A 20,161-nucleotide genomic window follows, 5' to 3' on the forward strand; every position below is an offset into this window, starting at 1 on the left:
TCAGCCTCCCTTTCCGGTCGACTGCGCGGCAAGCTTGATCGCCTCGCGGATGCGCACATAAGTTCCACAGCGGCAGATGTTGCCACTCATGGCCTCATCGATATCGGCGTCCGTCGGGTGCGGATTGCTCGCCAGCAACGCCGAGGCGGACATGACCTGCCCGGACTGACAGTAGCCGCACTGGACGACCTCATGGCCGAGCCAGGCCTTTTGAATCCTTGCGCCGGCCGCTGTGGCTCCAATCGCTTCGATCGTCGTAACTGCCGACTTTCCGATGCTGTCGATCGGCGTGACGCATGACCTCGTTGCGACGCCATCGATATGAACGGTGCAGGCGCCGCATAGGGCCGCGCCGCAACCGAACTTCGTGCCGGTCATGCCGAGCACGTCGCGCAATACCCAGAGCAACGGCGTATCGGCATCGACATCGACGCTGTGCCAGATTCCATTAATGCTGATCGTGAATGCCATGATGTTTCTCCTTCCCTTGGACATCACCGCCTGCACGACGCCGCAGGCGGTGATGCTGTCAAACAAGCTCAACTGCCCAATTGGCCGACGTGGAAGCCGAGCCGGTTTTCGACGTCGCCGGCGCGATGGAAGCCGCGTTCCAGCAGTTTCTTGATCCGGGTCTGGCTGGCAGGCCGTTGCACGGAGGCGAGGAACGCATCCCACTCCGGGGCGATTTCCGCATCCGATGGCAAGCTCGCCGTGTTGACGAGACGTTTGGTCTCGGTGATCGCCTGCTTGTCGAACGAGGCGATCCGCATCGCCAGCGCATCGACAAAGCCGTCGAGTTCGGAATCCGGCAGGCTGCGATTGACGTATCCGTAGCGCTCGGCGAGTTCGCCGTTGATGTCGTCGGCGCTGAGCAGCACCTCCAATGCGCGGCCGCGGCCGATCAGGCGCGGCAGCCGAGCCATCGGGCCGCCGCCCGGCACCAGGCCGGCGCCGACCTCCCATTGCGACAGGATCGCCTTCTCGCGGCTTGCGAACCGCATATCGCTCGCCAGCGCCAGTTCACTTCCAACCCCGGTGGCGCGGCCTCGGATCGAGGCGATCGATGCGACCGGCGCGCGGCTGAGACGGGCCAGCATATCGGGGAGCGCCTGTAGGCCAGTCGCACCGGGCGGGATGCGCGTAGATTCCTTCAGCGGCGCAAAGAAGTCGTAATGCGTCAGGAAGAAGCCATTCACCGCGCTGTCGAACACGACGACCTTCACCTGCGGATCTGTCTCCAGCGCCGTGATGATTTCGTCCAGCTGCGGAATCGTCTCGGGGCCGAAGATGTTGAGCGGAGGATGATCGAACGTCACGCGCCAGTACGACGGCAGGCGCCGCTCGAGGTGAATTTGCGTAGCCCTAAAGGTCTTCTCGGGGCGGTTCATGGGGCACTCCGTTGATGTGTGGGGAATGGGACGCGCAGCAGGTGCGCGTCCTGCTTGCTTCAGCTCGATTGCCGCAATGACTTGAACGCGGAACGCATCTCGGCGCTGAACGATGCCGGCTGCTCCCAGGCGGCGAAGTGACCGCCCTTGTCGAGCCTGTTGTAGTGAATGAGCTTCGGATATACCTTCTCCGCCCAGCTCCGCGGCGCCTGATACAGCTCGTCCGGATACGCGCTTACGGCAACCGGAAGCGTGATGCCCTTCGGTGCGAAAAAGGCAAGCTTGCTCTCCCAATAAAGGCGAGCCGAAGAGATGCCGGTATTTGTCAACCAATAGAGCGTGATATTGTCGACGATGTCCTCGCGGGTCAGGCCCTCGGCTTTGCCGTCAAACACACGCGCGATAAGCGCGTAACTACGCTCGTCGTGGTCGATCATCCATGCGGCGAGACCAATCGGCGAATCCTCGATGCCATACAGCGTCTGTGGCCGGGACCCCATCTCCTGGGCATAGGCCAGGCCGGTTTTGTAGAAGTGACTGAGCTGGTCATACGCATGCTTCTCGTCGACTGAGAGGCCCGACGGCGCTGGCGCGTTGGCAAAGGCGAGCTTGTCGATATCAGCTGGTACGGTCGCAGGCATGTTGGTGTGAATAGCGACCAATCCCGCAGGCTGCTGCAGGGCCAACTGCTCCGTGACCGCATTTCCCCAATCACCGCCTTGCGCCACATATCGCGTGTATCCGAGGCGCTGCATCAGCACGGCCCAGGTGCGGGCGATCCGAATGGGATCCCAACCCGTTGTGGTCGGCTTGCCGGAAAAGCCGTAACCGGGCAGCGACGGAATCACGAGGTGGAACGCGTCCGACGCGCTCGCGCCGTGTGCTGTGGGGTTAGTAAGCGGATCGACGATCTTCAGCTGTTCAATGATCGAGCCGGGCCATCCATGCGTCACGATCATCGGCAACGCGTGTTCGTGCTTCGAGCGAACGTGAATGAAATGAATATCGAGGCCGTCGATCTCGGTGACGAACTGCGGCAGGGCATTCAATTTGGACTCAATCTTGCGCCAGTCGTAATCGGTCGACCAGTAGTGTGCGAGCTTCTGCATGGTCGCCAATTGGACGCCCTGCGTTGCATCCCTGACGATTTCCTGGCTGGGCCACTTTGTCGCGCTGACCCGCTTGCGCAGATCGAGCAGCGCCTCTTCCGAAAAATGGACGCGGAACGGACGAATCTCGGCGCTCGTGGCTGCATTCGATTTGAACGCAGGAAAGATGCTCGCGGCACTAGCCGCTGCGATTCCCATCGCCGCATTGCTCAGGAGCTGACGACGATCCTGATGGACGGCTTCGGATACTGGCTTCGTGGACATGTTGGATCTCCTTGTTTCGATGAATGTCCGGGCTGAACCGGGTTTGCACTTGCTGCGGATTGATACTTGCTCAAGGTCTTCGAGATTGCTCGTTATGGGTTGTTAAGGAGCGTTAGCCGTTGCGAGTGATGCCTGGTGTCAACGTCTCGTGCCACACGCGCCAGACGCGATCACCTCATCAACGTGAAGAACGCCTTGCCGCGTTCGACGATGTAATCTGCAAGTTCGTCGCCGACGCTGTCGCTGAGCTGCAGGCCGGCATACCCGTGTTGTGGCTGCTGTTCGCGCGCGACGTGCTGAACGCACACGCTTCCGACGACCAGCGTCGCCGATATCGCGGTTCGAACAATCGTCGGCAGAGTTTTCTTCATGTCGACCTCCCCTCGAGAGCTGGATGGGTAACTTTTATGAAAGCGGTGGCTTGCCGGCCTGCTCGCGAACGATGTATTCGGCGTACCAGTCGGGCCAGTTTTCATCGTGCTGACCGCCGGAACGTTTTTCATGTTCGCCATGCGCGGCCGCCGCGCGCCGCAATGCGCTTGCGAGGTCGGCCGCGGAAGTGAACGCGGTGCCGCCTTCGACGCGGCCGGGCAATCGCGTCGTGATCTCCTGCATCAGCCAGCCGTTGCCGTCCGGATCACTGAACGACGCGAAGGATCGGTAGCTGCCGTGCTCGGGATCCGGGCCGCTGAATCGCAACCGTCCGAACAGATAGGGCTCATCGGCGCCGACATGCGCGTGGCCAGCGCCGTGAAAGACCTTGCTGACCTCGACGCCGCGACGAACAAGGTCGGAGGGCGCGGCCTCGATGTCGGAAACGATCACGTAAAGGCCTTGCGCGGAGCCCGGCGCCGCCGCGGTGACGTTCTTGCCGAAGATCACCGAGGCCGGCGATCCCGGCGGTGTGAACTGGATGACACGCCAGCCGTTGCCGGAGGCGAAGTCGGCATCCAGTCTCCATCCGAGGCCCGCATAGAACGCCTTTGCGCGATCCACGTCCGAGACCGGAATGACGACGATCTCGAGCTTCATGTCGATCGCGAGCGCGGGAACCTTAACAGCGGCTTCGCGGCGCTCTTCCGTCATGGTCATGACGACCTCCTCCGGCTGGCGTTGCGGCGACCGGGCCTGAGACCCGGCTGATTGGTGCGTCATGACACTCGCGCAGCGGCCGCGAAATAGCTCGTTATGGGTTGTTAGGGGCCGTTAACCGTTGCGAGCGACGAAATGTCTGGCCGGTCCGTGATGGCTCGCCACGCTGCCTGCCCTCAGGCCGCAGGATCGGAATTGCTGAAGGATTTCGCGGACATCGCGAAGATCGGCGGTGTCGAATCCTTCCCCGAAACGCGCGTAGATGCGCTTCAGATCGGAGACCGCGCCGGCCCTAGCCATCGGCTCGATCGCAAGACGCAACCGGCTCATGGCAACCCGCAAGCTCCACGACAGGGCGGATTGCTGTCCCGCCAGATCCATGGCGGCACGAAAATCCTGTTCTGCACCGGGACGGTCACCGCTCCGCGCGCGAAGCTCCCCGCGGACGCGCAGAAGCTCCGGCATTTCCCAGCTTTCGCCCTGGTCGGCGACGGACTTGATTTCAGTCTGTATCGCGTTGAGCGCATCATCCAGCCGCTACCGGATTGCCAAGCCTTCTACCAATGCGACGGCGGCGGCCCCCTGTAACGCTCGAGGCGATCAGCAATCATCCGGGGCAAGGATTGCTGAAGCAATTCAAGCCCTTCGTCTACCGCGCCTCGTATGACCTGCAGCTCTCCCTTGAGCGCGAGCGAGACCGGCGTTCGCTCGCATTGCGGTCCGATGGAACCGCGGCTCCCAAATCGATCCTGCTCGACGTGGAAGTCCTTGACGCCACGTTCGAATAGCGACGCCTTCTCGCTCCCGCTCTCCCTCACACGATCCTAGCGCCCACTTGCAACGCCTAACAACGCCTAACGAGCCAACAGCGGCGTTTGGGTACAGGGTGTGTCCACGGGCAACGGCCAAATGCATGAGCTCGAACGGGATTGCGCCGGCACTTCTCAACAAGATCAGGCGCGGCGTTTCATTCAACGAATGCAGACACAGGAAACAATCATGAAGGTGCTGATGGTTATCACTTCCCACGACCAATTGGGTAACACCGGACGGAAGACCGGCTTCTGGCTCGAAGAGCTTGCCGCTCCCTACTACGTTTTCAAGGACTCCGGCGCCGACGTGACGCTGGCATCCCCGAAGGGAGGCCGTCCGCCGCTCGACCCGAAGAGCAACGAGCCCGAATTCCGCACCGAACTCACCCTTCGGTTCGAGGAAGACGAAGAGGCGGAAGCGCAGCTCGACAAGACCGTGCGCCTCGACAGCGTCAAGCAGGAAGATTACGACACGGTGTTCTATCCCGGCGGTCACGGCCCGATGTGGGACCTCGCCGAGGACAAGGACTCGGTCAAATTGATCGAGTCCTTCCTCGCCGCCGGCAAAATCATCGCCGTCGTCTGTCATTCCACCGGTGCTCTGCGTCATGTCAAGACGCCCGACGGCAAGCCCCTCGTACAGGGCAAGGAAGTAACCGGCTTTACCAACGGCGAAGAGGAAGATGTAGGCCTCACCAAGGTGGTACCGTTCCTTGTCGAAGATGAGATGCTGAAGCTCGGCGCCGTTTTCTCGAAAACGGCAAACTGGGGAGTTCATGTCGTCAGCGACGGCTTGCTGATCACCGGTCAGAACCCGCATTCCTCGGGCCCGGCTGCGCACACCCTGCTCGCCGCCGTGAAGCAGCGCGTCAGGCCGGCTGCCTGAGCTTCGCAGGCTATCATCCATCGATACGGTTGCGAATTCCTGCCGGAGCGGTGCTTTGATTAGCGCCTCTCAATAGGGCGAAGGTGGCACCATTGCAGGGCGATACGTTCAAAGCGTGACGCGGTCCTGAATTTACTTTTCTCCACAATCCTCATGCAAGGACACCCGTCATGGACTTACTCACCTATGCAAAAAACATAGCTGGACGGAGGCGCAATCAGCGCAAACCGGCGTACCGGTCGCGGTTTCAATTATCGACATCCACGGCAACATCATCCTCAAATATCGCATGAATGGAGTGCCAGTCTTTGCGGCCGATCTATCGGAGCGGAAGGCTTACACGTCTGCGTTGGTGGGACTTCGAACAGCCGACATTTTCCTGCTCGTACAGCCAGGGCAACCTTTGTTCCCTCTGATGGGAGTCTCCGGGGGACGGTATTGTTCGATGGGCGGTGGAGCGCCGCTCGTCGTCGAGGGTCAATTGGTTGCGGGGGTTGGCGTAAGCGGTGGCACCGTTGAGCAGGACGTCGACATCCTGGAGTCGGCACTCCGGGAATCCGTGGCCGCCGACAAATCGGACATGAAGCTCGAAGTCGTCGTGATCCCAGTTTCCGACGTCGATCGCGCCAAGCTGTTCTACAGCGGACTTGGTTGGAGGCTCGACATCGACTACGCAACCGGCGACGACTATCGGATGATCCAGTTCACGCCGGCCGGATCCGGATGCTCGATCATCTTCGGAACCAACGTCACGACGCCTGCACCAGGCTCGGCGAAGGGCCTGCACCTGATCGTGTCCGACATCGAGGCCACGCGCTTCGATCTGCTCCGCCGTGGTGTCGCGATCAGCGAGCTGTTCCATGACGCCTGCGGCGTGTTCCATCATGTCGCTTCGAAAGACCTGGTCAGTGGCCCAAACCCGGGACGGAAAAGCTACGCCTCCTACGCCTCGTTCAGCGATCCCGACGGCAACGCGTGGGTGTTCCAGGAAGTCACCCCACGACTGACCGGACACATCGCGCCAGGCGATACAAGCTTCACTCCGGAACTGACGAATGTGGTCAGGGGAGCGTCAGCCCCCAAGCCCGGCACCGAAACATCGGAAGGTTCGAGCGACCTGACTGGCGTCACCGCACTGCTGCAGCCCAAACTCACGGGAGAGACCTATGTCCAATGAGATCGATCAAGATCGTCGCCGCCTGGTCGGCGCTGCCGCCCTCACCTTTGTGACGAGCCAGCTCGCGTTCAGCGGCGCGGCCGAAGCCCAATTGTCGAAGCCGAAGTCGGCCAATCTTGGGCCAGTCAAGGCGGGCACGCATACATCGTTCGCGCCGCTGAAGCAGATCGATGCCGGAGTGCTCAGTGTCGGCTATGCCGAAGCCGGTCCTGCGGAAGGACCGGCGGTGATCCTGCTGCACGGATGGCCGTATGACGTCTACAGCTTCGTCGACGTGGCACCCCTTCTCGCGGCTGAAGGCTACCGTGTCATCGTGCCGTTCCTGCGCGGCCACGGCAGCACCCGCTTTCTGTCCGATGCGACTCTCCGTAACGGACAACCATCAGCGATCGCAGCCGACATCATCGCGCTGATGGACGCCCTCAATATCCAGAAGGCGACCCTTGCCGGATTCGACTGGGGCGCGCGAACCGCCAACATCATGGCGGCGCTTTGGCCGCAGCGATGCCAGGCACTGGTCTCGGTCAGCGGATATCTGATCGGCAGCCAGGAAGCCGGCAAGAAGCCGTTGCCGCCGCAAGCCGAGCTGCAATGGTGGTATCAATTCTATTTCGCGACCGAGCGCGGCCGGGCCGGCTACGACATGTATCGTCGCGAGTTCTCGAAACTGATATGGCAGCTCGGCTCACCGAAATGGAATTTCGATGGTGCGACCTTCGAGCGTACCGCAAAGGCGTTCGACAATCCAGACCACGTCGCGATCGTGATTCACAATTACCGCTGGCGGCAAGGCCTTGCCGAAGGCGAAGCAAAATACGACGCGTTTGAGAAGCAACTTGCCGAGGCTCCGGTCATCAGCGTACCCACCATCACCATGGAGGGCGACGCGAACGGCGCACCGCATCCCGAGCCTGCTGCCTACGCCAAGAAGTTCTCGGGAAAATATTCGCATCGGACCGTCAAGGGTGGCATCGGGCACAATCTGCCTCAGGAAGCGCCCCGCGCATTCGCGGAGGCCATCATCGACGTCGTCGCCGACAGCTGACGGGACGCCAGAGCGGGACTTGCGGGCTGGCCAGTTGCGGCCCGCAGGTTGCCTCGCTCCAGCAAGTGGAAAACGAGAATGCGCAAAGCAGTCACAATCGCGGCATTGGTTGCGATCATCCTGGTCATGCTGATCCAGTTTGCGCCATCTTTCCTGCTTGGATAGGGCCGGCTGCGATGGGACGATTGATTTCAATCAATGTTGGTCTGCCGCGTGACATCGTCTGGCAGGGCAAAACGGTGCACACCGGCATCTGGAAGACGCCGGTCGAGGGGCCGCGGATGGCGCGTCACCTCAACCTGGACGGTGACGGCCAGGGGGACTTGAATGGTCACGGCGGCGAACGCCGAGCTGTATTCGTCTATCAATTGGATTCTTATCGGTATTGGCAAAGCCATCTTGGACGAGACGACTTCGTTCATGGGCAGTTCGGAGAGAATTTTACGGTCGACGGCCTGTCGGATGCGGAGGTGTGCATCGGAGATCGTTACCGGATCGGCGGCGCGCTATTCGAGGTGACGCAGCCGCGCGTCACCTGTTACCGGCTCGGCATCCGTATGAACGAGCCGGAGATGGCCGCGCTGGTGGTCAAGCACGGAAGGCCCGGCTTCTATTTCCGTGTGCTGGAGGAAGGGCAAGTACAGGCCGGCGACGAGATCATTCAGGTCGCTTCCGGACCGGAGCACATGAGCGTGTCCGAGATCGACGCCCTCCTTTACAAGCCGGGTCATCCCCGCGACCAGTTGGAGCGGGCGCTGCGCATCCCGATGCTGAGCGTCGGGTGGCGCCGATCCCTCGAAGCGCTGCTCACGCAGGCGCGTGACTGCGGTACAACGACGGGAAACGCAGGGCTCAATGCCGCGGCTGGGCCGCCGCCAGCGTGGCGTGGTTTCCGCCCCTTCCGTGTCTCGCGCAAGGTGCGCGAGAGCGGCAACGTGATCTCGCTGCTGCTCGAGCCGGTGGACGGAAAGCCGATCGCAACCGCGCTCCCCGGGCAGTTTGTCGTGCTGCGGCTCGAGCCGGCATCTGTGCCTGCGCTGATGCGCAGCTATTCACTGTCGGGGGAACCCGGCGCATCCCACTATCGCATCAGCATCAAGCGCGAAGCCCATGGCGCGGCCGGCGCCTTCATCGACGACAGCCTGCAGATCGGCGACATCGTGCAAGCAAGCGCGGCGCGCGGCGACTTCACACTGCGCCCCGGCGACAGGCCTGTTGTGTTGCTAAGTGCCGGGATCGGCGTAACGCCGGTGCTCGCGATGCTTCACGTGCTGGCGGCCGAAGCGTCGACGCGGGAAGTCTGGTGGCTGCACGGAACACGTAACGGCCGCGAGCATCCCTTCGCCGATGAGACGCGTGGGCTGCTCAATTCGCTTGCCCATCACCATAGCTACGTTTGCTACAGCTCGCCCGACCCCAAGGATCGGCCCAATGTCGATTTCGACACTGCGGGGCGCCTCGACATGCAGGCGCTCCAGAAACTTGGCCTGCCGCGCAATGCTGATTTCTACATTTGCGGCCCATCGACGTTCATGAGTGATTTGACCGCCGGCCTCGCCGCGTTGGGCGTCGCACCGACTCAGGTCCACACCGAGCTGTTCGGCGCCGGCCCATCCATTACTCCCGGCATCGAGGCCTCGCCGCGCCGACAGCCGCATCCGCCGGCAGAGGCCGTCGCAACGGGACCGATGGTTTCCTTTGCCCGTAGCGGTCTCGATGTGCACTGGGGGCCATTGTTCCAGAGCCTGCTCGAGCTCGCCGAGGCGTGCGACGTACCCGTGCGCTTCGCGTGTCGAACCGGCGTCTGCCACACCTGCGAGAGCGGGCTCGTGGCGGGGACCGTCGGTTATCGGCCGGACCCAATCGATGCACCGTCGGACGGCAATGTGCTGATCTGCTGCGCACAGCCGGCAGGCGATGTCGTGATTGATTTGTGAATGTGCTGATTTCGCAAAACCCGGAGAAGATCAAATGCGATCCGACATGATCCAAGGCGCTGTCTTTCCCGACTATGAGCTCAGCGATCACACCGGAAAGCATCGCAAGCTCTCGGAGCTGCAGGAACAGGATCCGATGGTGGTCGTGCTCGGCCGCGGCGGCTTCTGTCCCAAGGATCGCCGTCAGGCTGAAGGCCTGCTCGAACTCCATCGCGAGATGGAGGTTGGCTATTGCCGGCTGGTCACCATCACGACCGACAATATCACCCAGACGAACGAATACCGCAGCGGCGTGGGAGCGCACTGGACCTTTCTCTCCGACTCCCGGCGCATCGTTCAGAAGGACCTCGACATCGCCGAATACACCGATCCCGTTCACGACCCGATGATCCCGCACGTGATCGTACTGCAGCCCGGCCTTGTCATTCACAAGATCTACAACGGCTACTGGTCTTCGGTCGTCCGACAGTCGAGGAACTCCGGGTGGACCTGCGCGCCGTCACCATTAAATGCCGGTCGGACTGGGACATCACGACAGCGGATCTCAAGGCGGCATGGCAGCAGGGCCGCAAGGAGCGCTTCTATCCCTACGGCAAGACCTACGCTCAAACCCTCGGTGACAAGCGTAGAAGCGGATAAAAAAGACGACCTTTTTTCCGCGTTTCTACGGGTTTGGCCGGCAAATACAACAGGGCATAACAACGCTTAACGGGCGAATGCCGACGTTTGGGGTTACCTCAGTGTGACAAAGGCAGCCCATGCAAGAGGTAACCGCCAATGATTCCATTATTGGCAGATGCGATCGAGGCCCATGGTGGCCTACACCAGTGGAAGGCGCACCAACATCTCTCGGCCGCGATCAGGTGCGGCGGAGATTTGTGGGCCCTGAAGGAAATCGATCAGGATCAAACGCCGCGAACGATGCGGATCGATCTGCATCGCGAGCGGGCATCCATCGCGCCATTCGGAAGGCCCGGCCAGCGCATGGACTTCACGCCCGGGCACATCGCCATTGTCGCCGAAGACGAGCGCGTCATCGCGGAACGAAACAGCCCACGCGCGTCATTTGCGCAGCATGATCTGCGCACGCATTGGGATCCGCTGCACCGCGGCTATTTCAACGGCTACGCCCTCTGGACCTGCCTGACCACGCCCTTCCTGCTTGCGATGGAGGGATTTCAGCTCCGGGAGATCGAACCATGGCGCGAAGGTGCGGAGGTCTGGCGCGGACTTCGCGCGACCTTCCCTGCCACGATCGCAAGCCACAGCACCGAGCAGGATTTCTATTTCGGCCCCGACATGCTCATTCGGCGGCATGATTACAGCGTGGAAATCGCCGGAAATTTTTCGGCTGCCCAGTACATCTCGGACCCAGTCAGCGTCGACGGCATAAGGATCCCGACCAAGCGGAGAGTTTACCTGCGTGACGACAATCTGATGCCGATGCTCGACACCCTGATGGTCTCGATCGATCTCTCCGCATTTCGCTTCGGCTGAGCCATCGCTACCGCGCTGGCGTCTCGTTCAGCATGAGCCTCGCGGCCTTCAGATCGGCGGTCTCAAATCCTTCGGAGAACCGGGCATAGGTTTCAGCCACCCCCGTCAGGGCATCCGGGAGGCCCTTCCGACGCTGGAGCCGCGCAAGCGACATCTCCGTTCGCAACCGCCAGGACAACGCCCCCTGCTGTTCGGCCAGCAGGACCGCTTCCGCAAGGCTTGCTTCCGCAGCTGCAAGGTCGCCTCGACGCGCCTCGAGCTCGGCCCGCAAGCGCAACAGCTCGGGCATGTCAAAGGCCGCCCCCTCCGGCTCGACGCGCGCAATCGTCTCGTTCAGCACCTTGAGAGCTTCCGGCAACCTGCCCAATGCCGCCAGCCCCTGCGACAGCTCGGCAGCGAATGCGGATGCATAGAGTTCGTAGCGGTCGGCATGCAGGCGCGGCAGCGAAGACTGTAACAGATCGATGCCGGCTTTCAGCTCTCCGCGGGCAATCATGATCTGCCCGCGAAAGCCAGCAGCAACGGCCTGATAAGGTGTCAGTCCGTGAATGCCGGCATGCGCGGATAACCGGCCGGCCAATGATTCGACAACCTCCCAGTCGCCGACCCATCCGTACAGAGATGCTGACCAGCACAGCGCGATACTGTGCATCACGACGTCGCGCGGCGTAGCGGTGCTCGTCAGCGGGCGAACGCATTCGACCGCCCGGTCTGGAAAGCCGCGCAACCACAGGACGCGCGCGAGCGGAATCTGCGGCGTTCTCGCGTAGGCAAAATGCCCCGGCTGGGCGCTGCGCAACGCCGCATCCCCCTGCACACCCTCATCTAGATGGACCTGCGCTTCGGTCTGGTTGCCGACAAGGTGGTAGGAGACCCCGACAAGGGCCTTGGCGCCGGCGAGCCCAGCAGGGTCGCCGATCACCCGCGCAACCTTCTCGGCCTCGAGGGCTACCGGCAGCAGGTGCTGATACTCGCCGGTCCGGCGATAGAACATGTTCAGTCGCGCCAGCAGCCTGAACCTGTGGGATAAATCATCGAGACCTTCCGCAATCTCGAGACCGCGACGTAACGCTCCCTCAGCCTGCTCGCTGTTGCGTTCGGTGAACATGAAGGCATGACCCAGCGTCGACTGGAGCTCAAGCTCCCATGCAGTCCCGCGACTGCTGTCGTCAAGGGCCGCAAGCGCGCGACTGCACCAGATGCGCCCCTCGTTCAGCAGGTTGAGTTCGACAAACAATCTGGCGCAGGCGCCCGCCAGCGGCACGCGCAGGTCGGCGCCGTCATCAGTGGCATAGACCCAGGTCAACGCGGCTCGGGCGTCGGCGAGCAGACTTGCACGCTCCTGTGCACGAGGTGCCTGACCGCTCCCGCTCGCTTCGGGCGCCATCGTTGTCTCAAGCACCTGCTGAACGTAGGCGGCATGCCGGCGAGCCGTGCCCGGCGCTTCGCCGCAATCGACCAGCTTCTCCATGGCGTAAGCCTTGGTGGTGTCGAGCAGGCGATAGCGTGTCGAGACGCCATCCGGCCGCGCCGAAACCAGAGACTTGGCGACGAGTTGCCCAAGCGCATCGACGACTTGATCGGCCGGCGAGCGCGCATCGCCCGCCACGGCAAGCGCACCCTGCAGCGTGAACTGCCCTGCGAAAATCGCCAAACGCCGCAGCGTTGTCCGCTCGCTCTCGTCGATCAGACCATAGCTCCAGTCCAGCGTGGCGCCGAGCGTCTGATGCCGCGGCGGCGCGGTTCGCCGTCCGCGCCATTCCAGCTTCAGGCGGCCGTCGAGCAGCGTTGCCACCTCCCGCAACCCGTGAACACCGACACGGACCGCTGCGAGTTCGATCGCCAGCGCAATGCCATCGAGCTTGCCGCAAATCTCCGCCAGCACGTCGGCGTCGTCATCTGTAAGGTCGGCCCGATGACCTGCGGCCGTCGCCCGCTCCATGAATAGACGCACCGCTGGATAGCTCAGTGCCTCGCTGGCACTCAGCCCGGCTCCTCGGGGCGGCGCCTGCAGCGGGACGAGCTCAAAAATCTGCTCACCCTGCACCAGCAGCGACTCCCGGCTGGTCGCAAGGATACTGACGTGGGATGCCCGCTGGTGGATATTTTCCGCAAGCGTCGCGACGACGTCGATCACGTGCTCGCAACCGTCGAGGACGAGAAGGAGACGACGATCGCGCAGAAAGGCGACGATGCTGTCTGTGGGATCGGCGTGATGAACCACAAGGCCGAGCGCCGCAGCGACGCTACTCGCGACAAGCGTCGCGTCCTTTAGAGGACTGAGATCAAGGAAGTACACTTGGCCTTCGAACGCCGCCAGCATGTCGTGGGCCAATGCGACGGCGACGGTCGTCTTGCCAATTCCGCCTGGACCTCTCAGCGTGACGAAGCGATCGCTCAAAATACGAGCCGACAAATCCTGGAGGATGTCTTCCCTCCCCACCATCCGCTCCAGCCGGTGCGGCAGCGAGACCGGCGCCGGTTTCTCCGGGGCGGCGTTCGCCGGTGGACCCGGGGGCGGCGGCGGGGCCGGCATCAGTGTGCTGCGTTGGACCGGCGCGACGAAGCAGTAGCCACGACTCGGAACGTTGGTGATGTAGCGTGCCCCGTCCTTGCCATCACCAAGCGCCTTGCGCAGCTCTGCAATATGGACCCGCAGGCTGATTTCCTCGACGACGAGGCCTGACCAGGCGTAGGCGAGAATTTCCTCCTTCGGAACCACCTCTCCCGCGCGGCTCAACAGCAGCCGCAAGATATCCGTTGCCCGCCCGCCCAGCTTGACGGGCACGCCGTCCTTCTCAAGCAGCCGCGTCCTGAGCGAGAATGGACCAAACGACACTGTCTCGGGTTCGTGACCCGGCGTTGTGCGGGCGCTCGTTATTTCCGGCATTGTCACTGCTGGAACGCCCGGAGCGACGTCTGACAGAAATAGAACGGTCCGGGATTCTCAGAGACTGTTTTGCTCTGATCAAAATAAAAATTTTCCGTCATCCGGACCCTTGGAATATCCTATGCATAAGGAGCGGCAGTGCAAAGAACAGCATGCCGCTGTGTCGCAAAAAAGTGTATTGAACATTGCAGCGTTTGCAAACCCGAAACGTAGGAGCAGCATCGCCAACTTTGTCAAAAAATCAGGCACTTAGTCGGACCTCGGCACGTCCATTAGCTCGACATGTTGGCGTCAAGGAGCGCCAGAAGTGAGTGGACCACTACTGGTCGCGACGTCCGACCGTTGTCGTGACGATACGCCGAGCCCCTATCAACTCTTAAAGCTTCGTGCGTCCCAAGCCGGTCACTTCGCATGCATCGTCAATAGTGCAGGTGAGCCGCTGGGCGAATGGCAATCGTGCTCGGTTCTGCTGCTTTCGGTGCGGATAGACTGACTTGTGACTGTTGTCCGCCAGTTTTCTCTCCTCGATTGTATCTCACGTGGCCCTCCATTCGCACAGAGCTCGACGGGACAAGAGTTGATTGTGCGACGAGCAACGTCAATGCGAACATCCGAGGGCGCTCGCGTACGACAGCGCATGTCAGCGGCGCTTTGAATATTTCCGGACACCATTTTTCGCGAATGCGCAGCCCACAGTGAGGGACGGAAAGGACGATCATGACAACTCACGCTTACGAGAAGGGTCGTCTCGACCTGCCCTTCGTCGGCATCGCGACCTTCGCCAAGAGTCCCTATGTCCAGGACTGGGACCGGATCGAGGCGGATGTCGCGATCCTCGGCGCGCCCTTCGACTTCGGAACTCAATGGCGTGCCGGTGCGCGCTTTGGGCCTCGGGCCATTCGTGAAGCATCGACGCTATTCTCCTTCGGCCATGCCGGCGCCTACGATCACGAGGACGACGTCACCTATCTTGAAGGCGTGCGCATCGTCGATCTCGGCGACGCCGACATCATCCATACCGATACGATCGCAAGCCACGCCAATATCGAGCTCGGGGTCCGCAATATCCTGGCGGCCGGCGCCTTGCCGGTGGTGCTTGGCGGCGATCATTCGATCAATATCCCCTGCATCGCCGCCTTCAGCGATCAGGATCCGATCCATCTGGTACAGATCGATGCTCATCTCGACTTCGTCGACGAGCGCCACGGCGTCCGCTACGGCCATGGCAGACCTTACGGACGTCAGGCACGGCTCGTCTGCGCGAGCAGGCGCTACCGCACCAGTTTCGCACCAGAACCGACCCAGCCGGAGCGCAATAACGCGTTTCAAACAAAAAAGCGTCAGCAAAATCAACGAAGCCAATCGTTGTCCCGCCGCTCATAACCGTCTGGTTGCAACTTCGAGTCCTGCGGGGCCCACTAGCCGTCGCTCGCTTCGCGAGCTTCGGCTCGGCGAGCGCCGTCGTAGCGAAGGCTGCCTCGCCGAAGCCCTCGCGGGGCGAGGCGGGCCAGCACTGTCAACGCAACTCGAAGCGATTGTCTTCGAGCAGGCGGTGGAAAACGCACAATCGTGCTCGACCGCCGCCGCGGTGCGTATCGCTCAACCGCCCGACGTCCCTTCCGCCGTCGCCTCGCGCCCGTACCGCGCTTTGCCGCGCAGCGTCGCCTTGTCGCCGTCGAAGGTCAGCGTCCACATCGAGGTTTCGCCAAGTCCGACATACTGGAAATCGAAGATGAAGGTCTGTTCGTTCTGCCACGAGCCCTTGGCGGCACGAATACCGAGGAAGCTCGGCGCGCTCTTGCGGTACAGGCCGTCGAGCCCGATCGGCCCATCGAGTTGTCGCTGCGCCGGATCGCCCGCCGCCATCTGCACGATGTAGCGTGGGTTCTCGTCGCCCAGGAAGAGCACCAGCGATTTGATGCCGAGCGCATTGTCGGAGAATTTGTAAGTCTTCCCCGAGATGGCGGCAGCGATCGCCGGCGCGGCGCCGACCTTGGTCGCCTTTTCGGTCGAGACCTCCGCGATCACCTCGGCCAGTCGACCGGCTGCCGCCGGGTTGGCCGGCAGCGCAGAATCGGCCTTGACCGCGCCGGAGATGTCGTCGGCCAGTCTACCCAAAGGACAAAAATCCCGCGCCGTCATTACGGCGACGATATCTTTTTCGGGCAGGACCATGATTATCTGGCAGTGATATCCGACCGCCATGTAGACGTGCTTGCCGGGAATCGCCCAGAATTGGTTGGCGTAGCGCAGCGCGGGATCGGACCGCGCGTTCATGTTAATGGTGGCATGGCCGACGACGCCGAGAAAGTCCGCTGGGAGCAGCCGCTTGCCATCCCATTCGCCGTTACGCAGATAGAGATAGCCGAGCTTCGCCATGTCGCGAGGCCGCATCGCGAGGCCAAAGCCGCCAATCGGAAGCCGTTGCGGATCGCGGCGCCAGAATGGCGGCGCGATGCCGAGCGGGCCGAACAGCCGCTCGTTAGCATAATCGGCGGTGTTCTTTCCGGTGAGTTTGCTGATGATTGCGGACAGCAGATGCGAGCCGCCGCTGTTGTAATAGAAGCTCTCGCCCGGCGCATGCGCCATCGGACGGTCGAGGATGAAGTTTACCCAATCGGGACTCGCGCCCATGTCTCGCATCGATTGTTCGCGGCCGCCTTCAAACCCTTCGTCCCACTCGAGGCCGGACGTCATGTTGAGCAGATGCTGAACCGTGACCGCCTTCTTGCGCTCGTCGGCATCGACGACTTTCCGATCGGCAAAGAAATCCAGCATTGGGTGGTCGAGGCGATCTAGCAGGCCGTCCTTGTAAGCCATCGCCGTCAGCGTCGCGACCACCGCCTTGGTGGCGGAATTAATCGTGTGCGGCATGTCGGCAGTGAACGGCGCGTAGTATGCATCGAGGACGACGCGGCCGTGGCGGGTCATCAGCAGGCTGTCGAAGCTGCGCGTGGTACCGAACGCAACAACCCTGGCGAGTGCGGCCGAATCCATGCCCTGCTCTTCCGGCGTCGAGGTTTGCCATTGCGTTGTTGGCCACACCGCCTCATTACTCTGTCCGCTCGCGGCGCCGGAATGGACGCAGATGAGCAGGACAAGCATGCCGAGCATCGCCCTGTTTCGTGATGAACGCCCGATGAAACGATCAGCCACTTGCATGCTCTACCCCTGCCTGGGTTGTTGCGCACCGGCATATCTACCACAGGCAGCAGCCACTTCATGACACAATTTAGAGAGATGCGGCGAAGCGCCTTGCCAGCGAACCGCGCACCATTGCCGGCCGTGCAGTCTGGCGAGCCGCGGCCCGGCGGGCCTGTAGCTCAATGGTTAGAGCCGGCCGCTCATAACCGCCTGATCTATGGTTTGAGACCTGCCGGGCATATCGGGAAATCGCCCCACTTGATTTTTGACTGGCCTCCTGACCTTGCGGCTTGGAGGGGCCTCGCAGACCTGAACGCCCCGTGATAGCTCGCCACTCGAGGGCTTGTTTTCTGCTCAGCGTTCCAGGTGCTCTTCTAGTCAACCGCTAACTGCGGTTGCCTAGCTGAAGTCATAGTGAGCGCTCAACAACTTCATTGCGACAACAGCGACGAGAACGCAGATGATTTGCAGCAACGTTCTGGTCGAGAACACCCTATTGAAGAGCCTCATGACACCGCCTCTAGCGCTGGTGACCGAGCCCGATTCCGAGCTTGAGTGCCTTTTGACGGAGTGAGCCTTCGGAGCGCTTTGTGAGCTTCGCGATTTTTGCAACCGGCGTCTTCGCTTTCGAATGAGCGCGCAGCTCTTTCACGTCGGCCTTTGTGTATTCGCGACGCATTGCTTTCTTCGTAGCCGTCTTGTTTGCCTTCTTCGCCACTTTTAGCTCCTCGATTCGAGAGTGGCGTACTAGCACAGTCGCGTTGAGGCGCAACTCTCCGTCGGCTGACCCTATGTGTTAGTACATCGGTGAACTCTCTCGACGGCAGTATTGCGGGGATTTGCCCAACTATTGAATTGTTTTAGCAATTCCTGGTGGGCCAATTCGAACTGAAGTAATCTGACCGATGTAGGGGGCAGACTGAGCGACCTGCCAAGGACACCGCGGGGGCAAAATGCGCATGGCGTGCTCTCGGCTGCCTAATGTGCAACGCTTGATGCCGCCCGACCTTCATCTGCCCGGCTAGGGTGAGCGACGCTTCGCATCGTTCGTCCGATTCGTACGCCACGGCATCCAGCAGCCGCACCGGCGCTCTAGATTTCTTTTTTGCTGGCAAGATTTGCGATCCTATGGCCCAGGCCGGTCGAGGTTCGGTGGGAGACATGGACGGCAAGGACGAGAGAACTCGGGTCGAGGCGTTAGGGTCGCCAGATCGCACGGAAACGCCCCGGCCCACGAAGCGCGGTCGCAAGAACCGTGGCATGCCGCCGCCCGCGCCGTTCGACATCGACACTCTGCCCGGGAGCTCTAATTTGACGGCTTTGGAGGCAGCTGCCGTTCTCCGGCGCACGCCCGGCGCGCTGGAGCAGTGGCGGAGGCATCCGAACCACCCGCTGAAATGGCGTTACGTCGATGGCCGGCCGCTCTATCGTGTCGACGCAGTGCGCGACTATCTGGCCCAGCGCAATAGAACCACTAAGGCGCCTCAGCCGCATAATGCTCACGGAGACGGCCGAGGAGCTCGGCCTTGATTGGGTCAAGCGGGTTCGTCCGCTGCAGGCGCACGATTTTGCCGACCCGTTTGGCGCCAACCAACTGCGCAATGTAGTCGTGAGCCGCTTCGAACGCCATCTTGCGGATGATCCATTGTTCGTCGTGATTGTAGACCTGATCGATTCCGCTTGGCTTTTGCCCAACACATAGCCGCTGGATTTCGTTGTCGTAGCCACAGCGTGACATGATAGTGCGCAGGCTGCGCCTTAGATCATGCATGGTGAACTTGGCAACGCCCGCTTCCTTGACTAGGCGGTTGACCATCTTGGTGAAGCCGGACATCTGGCCGCCGGTCTTCGGTGAAGGGAAGACATAGTCGGAGGTTGCCCGCTGGAAATGTTTCGCGACCGCGAGCACCTCGTCAACCAGGTGAGTGCGCGGTACATCGTGGTGCAACCCCATCTTGGTCCATGCCGCATCGAAGGTGATACGGTCATCCATGATGTGCTTTCGCCACTCGATCATGGTAGGCTCGCTGCGGCGCGGGCCGCCGAGCAGGCACATGCGTGCCAGGAGACCGAAAGCTCCGAGCTTGCCGGATGCATCCCAGACCTTGATGATTTCTTCATCGGTCAGCGCGCGACCCTTCGTTCGGCGTCCGACCCTTTGCGCGCGGGTTTCCTTGGGCGCGCGATAACCGGCGAGCACGTTGTGCTCGACGTAACCTTCGCCGACGCACCATTCGAGGAAGGTATGCACGTGCTTGCGCAAGTCCCTAGCTGCACCGCGCTTGCCAGTCTTGGCAATCTTGTCGACCGCAGCCATGATCTGCCGTCGCGTTAGGTCCCCCACACCGCTTTCGGCGTGATCCTTGAGCCCGCGCCGCAGCGCCGACATTGCTGGCTTCCAGTTGACGACTTGACGTTCGGTCAGGGAGGTTTGGTAGGGACCATCTTCAACAATGAGGGTCGCGAGCGTGGTGCGCTGCTTCTCGGCTACCTGTTGCCGCCTCGCCTCGCGCTTCGCGTCGTTCGGGTCCAAGCCCTTGACGACCTCGCCTGCGGCGATGGTGGCGGCCTTGCGCGCGGCCTTCTCATTATATTTGGGCCACGCGCCAAGGGTCTTGCGCTGGGTCCCCCTAACCCCCGGCTTGGTGAAGAGGTAGACCCAGGTCCGGCCGCCGGTGTCGCGCATGCGCAAGGCGAGGCCGGGCAACTTGTCGTCGTGGAGATAATGCTGCGCCTTACCCGGCGGCAGCGTTGCGTTGCGGATCACCGCATCAGTGAGTGTCAGCTGGTTGGCCGGCTCCGTCATGATTCATTGCCTCTCTCTGTGCCCGGGTGTGCCCCGCAAGAATGGCGGTCAGCCTCGAACAGAACCGGGTCTCAGACCTGCCCCCGTTTTTGTGCCCCAAGGGAAAACCGACGG

16 protein-coding genes and 2 pseudogenes are annotated in these 20,161 nt (G+C 61.8%); 9 read left to right on the top strand and 9 right to left on the bottom strand.

The annotated features are described in order from the left end of the window. The 5 genes from N2603_RS36705 to N2603_RS36725 all read right to left on the bottom strand — a co-directional run bounded on the left by N2603_RS36705 (position 1) and on the right by N2603_RS36725 (position 3,853). Complete coding sequence (locus tag N2603_RS36705) at positions 1-471, bottom strand: (2Fe-2S)-binding protein (protein WP_260424342.1); 471 nt, start codon at positions 469-471, stop codon at positions 1-3. 68 nt (positions 472-539) lie between these two features. Next, positions 540-1,388, bottom strand: a complete 849-nt coding sequence (locus N2603_RS36710; protein WP_260385985.1) for an enoyl-CoA hydratase/isomerase family protein — start codon at positions 1,386-1,388, stop codon at positions 540-542. A 59-nt stretch (positions 1,389-1,447) separates the two neighbouring features. Further along, positions 1,448-2,761, bottom strand: a complete 1,314-nt coding sequence (locus N2603_RS36715) for an epoxide hydrolase family protein (protein ID WP_260385986.1) — start codon at positions 2,759-2,761, stop codon at positions 1,448-1,450. Positions 2,762-2,931: 170 nt separating this feature from the next. Beyond that, positions 2,932-3,132 (bottom strand): hypothetical protein, encoded by a 201-nt coding sequence (locus N2603_RS36720; protein WP_260385987.1) that lies wholly within the window; start codon positions 3,130-3,132, stop codon positions 2,932-2,934. Positions 3,133-3,166: 34 nt separating this feature from the next. Beyond that, complete coding sequence (locus tag N2603_RS36725; RefSeq protein WP_260385988.1) at positions 3,167-3,853, bottom strand: VOC family protein; 687 nt, start codon at positions 3,851-3,853, stop codon at positions 3,167-3,169. 195 nt (positions 3,854-4,048) lie between these two features. Here N2603_RS36725 and N2603_RS36730 point away from each other — a divergent pair, with 195 nt between their 5' ends. The 8 genes and pseudogenes from N2603_RS36730 (at position 4,049) to N2603_RS36765 (ending at position 11,207) form a co-directional block, all read left to right on the top strand. After that, positions 4,049-4,441 (top strand): hypothetical protein, encoded by a 393-nt coding sequence (locus N2603_RS36730; protein WP_260385989.1) that lies wholly within the window; start codon positions 4,049-4,051, stop codon positions 4,439-4,441. A gap of 35 nt (positions 4,442-4,476) precedes the next feature. Continuing rightward, complete coding sequence (locus N2603_RS36735; protein ID WP_260385990.1) at positions 4,477-4,641, top strand: hypothetical protein; 165 nt, start codon at positions 4,477-4,479, stop codon at positions 4,639-4,641. Positions 4,642-4,852: 211 nt separating this feature from the next. Then, positions 4,853-5,551 carry a type 1 glutamine amidotransferase domain-containing protein gene (locus tag N2603_RS36740; RefSeq protein ID WP_260385991.1) on the top strand — a complete coding sequence of 233 codons (699 nt, stop codon included), beginning with the start codon at positions 4,853-4,855 and terminating at the stop codon, positions 5,549-5,551. Positions 5,552-5,810: 259 nt separating this feature from the next. Beyond that, positions 5,811-6,728, top strand: a complete 918-nt coding sequence (locus N2603_RS36745; protein WP_260424343.1) for a heme-binding protein — start codon at positions 5,811-5,813, stop codon at positions 6,726-6,728. After that, entirely contained in the window at positions 6,718-7,773 is a 1,056-nt protein-coding gene (locus tag N2603_RS36750; RefSeq protein ID WP_260385992.1) for an alpha/beta fold hydrolase, read from the top strand. The genes N2603_RS36745 and N2603_RS36750 overlap by 11 nt, the downstream gene beginning before the upstream one ends. Positions 7,774-7,949: 176 nt before the next feature. Further along, entirely contained in the window at positions 7,950-9,710 is a 1,761-nt protein-coding gene (locus N2603_RS36755) for an MOSC and FAD-binding oxidoreductase domain-containing protein (protein ID WP_260385993.1), read from the top strand. Between the two features lie 34 nt (positions 9,711-9,744). Then, positions 9,745-10,349, top strand: a pseudogene (locus N2603_RS36760) (redoxin domain-containing protein). A gap of 138 nt (positions 10,350-10,487) precedes the next feature. Then, on the top strand, positions 10,488-11,207 hold the full coding sequence (locus N2603_RS36765; RefSeq protein ID WP_260385994.1) for a hypothetical protein: 720 nt from the start codon (positions 10,488-10,490) through the stop codon (positions 11,205-11,207). Between the two features lie 7 nt (positions 11,208-11,214). Here N2603_RS36765 and N2603_RS36770 read toward each other — a convergent pair whose 3' ends face one another. Beyond that, a complete protein-coding gene (locus N2603_RS36770) occupies positions 11,215-14,097 on the bottom strand; it encodes an ATP-binding protein (protein WP_425248941.1) in 2,883 nt (960 codons plus the stop codon). A gap of 717 nt (positions 14,098-14,814) precedes the next feature. Here N2603_RS36770 and N2603_RS36775 point away from each other — a divergent pair. After that, positions 14,815-15,339: pseudogene (locus tag N2603_RS36775) on the top strand (arginase family protein); the annotation flags it as partial. Positions 15,340-15,696: 357 nt separating this feature from the next. On the opposite strand, the gene N2603_RS36780 reads toward N2603_RS36775, so the two are convergent. The 3 genes from N2603_RS36780 to N2603_RS36790 form a co-directional block, all read right to left on the bottom strand. Continuing rightward, positions 15,697-17,202 carry a serine hydrolase domain-containing protein gene (locus N2603_RS36780; protein WP_260385996.1) on the bottom strand — a complete coding sequence of 502 codons (1,506 nt, stop codon included), beginning with the start codon at positions 17,200-17,202 and terminating at the stop codon, positions 15,697-15,699. 559 nt (positions 17,203-17,761) lie between these two features. Beyond that, positions 17,762-17,959: a hypothetical protein gene (locus N2603_RS36785; protein WP_311740746.1), complete on the bottom strand. Its 198-nt coding sequence runs from the start codon at positions 17,957-17,959 to the stop codon at positions 17,762-17,764. Between the two features lie 756 nt (positions 17,960-18,715). Next, entirely contained in the window at positions 18,716-20,047 is a 1,332-nt protein-coding gene (locus N2603_RS36790; RefSeq protein WP_260385997.1) for a tyrosine-type recombinase/integrase, read from the bottom strand. Positions 20,048-20,161 lie beyond the last annotated feature (114 nt).

This window comes from Bradyrhizobium huanghuaihaiense (assembly GCF_025200885.1).
GTDB classification, from domain to species: Bacteria; Pseudomonadota; Alphaproteobacteria; order Rhizobiales; family Xanthobacteraceae; genus Bradyrhizobium; species Bradyrhizobium huanghuaihaiense.